Below are 3,611 nucleotides of genomic sequence, written 5' to 3' on the forward strand. Positions count from 1 at the left end.
TCCGGCGGCAGTGCGGACAGATTGGCCAAGGTCCGCTTGATGGTGCGCCCGCCCGCGCGGTGGTCTGCGCGCAGCAACACGGCGGGCGGGGACGAGCGATTCGGAACGATGTCGATGTACATGGGGAAACGATACGCAATTCGGCTTTCGATGTCCAATAAATAATTTGGATATATTATATATTACATGGGCGCAAATGGAACGAGAAATGCTGCGGCTTACGGCGCGTAAATAGGCTTCAGTCAACGGGTTGTGAGCATAAAATGAGCATCAAAGAGGCTGGAACTTCAGATTAAACACAGCCCCACCAGGCGCGCGCTGCCAAATGCGTTTGCTATCCAGGAACTGGCCGCGACCCCCAGCACGGCGGTGGGAATCGTTCCGATCGCCGCCATACGGATCATGGCTCCGCGCGGCCCGATCGGAGGGTCATGACGAACCTCCGTTACGATCGCCTTGATGTCCGAAAAGAAATGAACGATCACCGCGCACAGGGTACCCAGGTGCAGCGTCACATCCAGCAGCAGATCGGGCTCTCGAAAACCGAGGAGATTCTGGCACAGAACCAGATGTCCCGAACTGCTCACGGGGAGAAATTCGGTCAGACCTTGAACCACACCCAGCAGAACGGTGTCCAGAATGCTCATGAACGCGTGTCCTTGCCCGGTACGCCGGTTCGCGCCTCCCCCAGCGCCGTCGATTTCGTATCCTTCCACACACCCGCAAGCCGGCCACTCCGCAGCCGGTGGTTCGCCGCCGCGAGCACCACGACATCCATCAGGAAAGCCGCCACCGCGACGGGCAATCTCAGGACGGCATGCACCGGGGAAAGATTCTGGAGCCGGCGCCAGCGCACGGAGAAAGCGCCCGGATACATCACCCACCAGCCGCCTTGTTTCACACGCGCCCGGATCAGCGCGCGGAACCAATCGGGGTCATGGGCATTGTTTTCGGCGATGATCTGCCCTGCGTCCTTCTCTCCAATGTGAATATTCAGATAGTCGCGCAGATAGGTGTAGACCGTATGCCCGATCTGCTGGCGGCGCTGGTTAAAGAAGACATCCTTCAGGCCCGTGTAGGCCTCGAACACATGCGAGGCGTCCGGCGCGCGGACGACGCGGCGGTTGTCGCCGGGATCGCGCATCAGGTTCGTGCAGAGCATCTGCTTGAGAAAACCGTCTTCCACCAGCAGTCCGAGCGGCATGTGCACGCGCCGCAACAGCGGCCCCCTGGCGCAGTACAACTGCCCCGTCAACTGTCCCGGCGCGGCCTGCGTCATACCCGAGACCGCAAGGGATATGCGGTCGAACAGGCTTTTCCGCCGTTTCGCGACAATGTGCTTCCGCGGCAGATCCGTGGCTACCGCCGCGTACGGATCACGCTCAAGGGCGAGTACCATGTTTCTCAGCGTGTCGGAATGGTCCAGGCGGATGTCGGCATCCATCAGGAAGACATAGTCCGCCTGCGGATGGCTGAACCGGTGCGCAAAGAGATTCCAGGCATTAACCTTGCCGGGTTCGGCCACCGCTTCCACGCGCCAGGCGAACACCCCTTCCGGCAGCGCGTCCGCTCCGGCTTTCAACGCAGCGGCCGCTTCCGACGCCGTGCCGTCCGTGCATCCGTTCGGGACGACAATGACCTCGATCCGCCGGTCACCCGTCGGCGCGAGTTCCCGGATCAGGCTCTGCGCTAGCAAAGAGCGCAAGGTGCCGCCGATGCACTCGGCTTCATTCCATGCCAGGATGCCGATACTGATATCCATCTATTCGCCTCCTTTCAGTGATGCCATGTCCGCCACCAACTTCTCAGCACGCGGCGGACGGATCACGCTCCATAACGTCAGCCTCCTGCGGACGGTTTCCTTGACAACTTGCAGGCTGTTCCAGAGTAGGGCTTTGGGGCCGGGCCTCTGCCAGCGGATGCGCCAGTGCGGCGTCGGCACGGCGGCGAGATAGTCCTTGAACCGGGCCAGCGACACATTGGGCGACCCGCCGAAGTTGATTCTCCACCCATCGCCGAACTCGCGCTTGATCGCCTCGGCGGCTTGCAGGTAGAGGGCCGGAATCAATCCGGAGTCGTCTGTCTGGTAGGCCACGCGCCAGAGCCAGGCGCTCTGGTGATTGGGCGACAGTAAAACGGCGACCAGCGCACAAGGCACATCAGGCGTAGATGTCGGTGCCGCGGCAAACAGGCGGCAGATGCCGGCCGTGCCCAAGTCACGGATGTTATCGAGCAATGCCCTGCGCCAGGACCGCGAAGCCACCCACTTGAACTTCGTCAGCGTCCGGTTGTGCATCAGGTCAAATCGGTCCAGGGTTTCCGCGTCGGCCGCCCGCCAGCCGAACACATGACGTTTGACCGCGCTCGCGGCTTCCTGCCGCTTGCTCCGATTGGGCCGTTTGCCTAGCTCCTCGGGCGAACCCGCGCCCCAGACGTGGGTGTAGGTCTGCTCCGCTGTGCATCCCGCGCAAAGCAATCCGCGCACGTCAGGCAGCTCCGGCGCCGCTTCGGTGTCGATTATATCCAGGCCCTTCTGCATCTCGGTGGCCAGTCCGCGGAGCAGATCCATTCGCCCGGTCGCCCGGTCCGTCTCGTTCCATTCCGGCGACAGCATCGGGCCGGCGTAGAAGAGCGGGAAACTGCTGCAATAGCGGATGCCCGCCCGGCGACGCACCAGCACCGCCCACCCGGCCGCCAGCGCGCCGTCCTCCTGGAAGGCGCCGACGCGCCGTACGCGCGCGGCCGGCCGATCGTGCGAGGCCAGAAGATGAAGCGTCGCCGCGCCCATGAACGCATTGCCCTGCGGAGAAGCGCGGATCAGCGCTTCCCAGCGAGCATCATCCTCAGGACGCACGGTGCGATAGACAACCATCGGAACAACCTTTCCTTTCCGTGCTAACGGCCGGCCATCTTCAGCCAGTAGTGTATCAGCCTGATTTTGCTCTTTCCGGAAAGCGCATGATAGAACCAATGGCGACCGAACAGGGTGGATGGCAGGGATCGGCAGCGGAGAAAGACCTGCCGGTTGAAGCGCTCGTCCAGCACGGCTTCCATGTTGCGTTCGCGCATCACACGGGAAAGCGCCCGCTGATCCCAATACGGCTCGGGATCCTTCAACGCTTCCGCAAAACACGTCGCAACAGCCTCGCCGGGCGCATAGACCAGCACCCCGCTGTTGATCTGATCCGGGAGCCTGTCCGGCACGCACCCGATCCGATCCGCCGAAATGACCGGCAAGGCGGGCGCATCGTTCGCTATCAGGATGTCGCTGTCCATGATACAGACCTGATCGTAGGTCCGCCACCATGGCAGCTCCGGCAAGAGGATCTTCTGCCACGTGAGTTTCTTGCCCGGAAGTTCACGGATCATGGTGGTCAGGACCTTCAGGTCATAGCCATGCCGGGCGCAGTAGTTCTCCAGCCTGGCACGGCAGAACCGGTTGAAGGCGCACTGATAACGAGCTCCGATGACGATGGTGGCGATGCACCCTAATCCTCGCCTAAGGCAGGGCAAATGTACGCAACCCGTTAAAAGAGAGAAGAAAAGGCTTGCTGACGGGCTATAGATTTCCTATACTGCATGTCCATGGCTACCCGTCTTCCGTTGATGCA

General features: G+C 61.9%; 4 protein-coding genes. All 4 read right to left on the bottom strand.

What is annotated here, in order from left to right; genetic code table 11:
• Positions 1-287: 287 nt before the first annotated feature.
• Genes FJ222_12300 through FJ222_12315 form a run of 4 tightly spaced genes read right to left on the bottom strand, consistent with a single transcriptional unit; the run spans position 288 to position 3,513 of the window.
• Positions 288-647, bottom strand: coding sequence for an undecaprenyl-diphosphate phosphatase (locus FJ222_12300; protein MBM4165203.1), 360 nt, complete (start codon positions 645-647; stop codon positions 288-290).
• Positions 644-1,762 (bottom strand): glycosyltransferase, encoded by a 1,119-nt coding sequence (locus FJ222_12305; protein MBM4165204.1) that lies wholly within the window; start codon positions 1,760-1,762, stop codon positions 644-646. Before FJ222_12305 ends, FJ222_12300 begins: the two co-directional genes overlap by 4 nt.
• Positions 1,763-2,872: a hypothetical protein gene (locus FJ222_12310; protein MBM4165205.1), complete on the bottom strand. Its 1,110-nt coding sequence runs from the start codon at positions 2,870-2,872 to the stop codon at positions 1,763-1,765.
• Between the two features lie 23 nt (positions 2,873-2,895).
• Complete coding sequence (locus FJ222_12315; protein MBM4165206.1) at positions 2,896-3,513, bottom strand: hypothetical protein; 618 nt, start codon at positions 3,511-3,513, stop codon at positions 2,896-2,898.
• Positions 3,514-3,611: the final 98 nt, after the last annotated feature.

It is taken from the genome of Lentisphaerota bacterium, assembly GCA_016873675.1.
In the GTDB taxonomy this organism is placed as follows: Bacteria; Verrucomicrobiota; Kiritimatiellia; order RFP12; family JAAYNR01; genus VGWG01.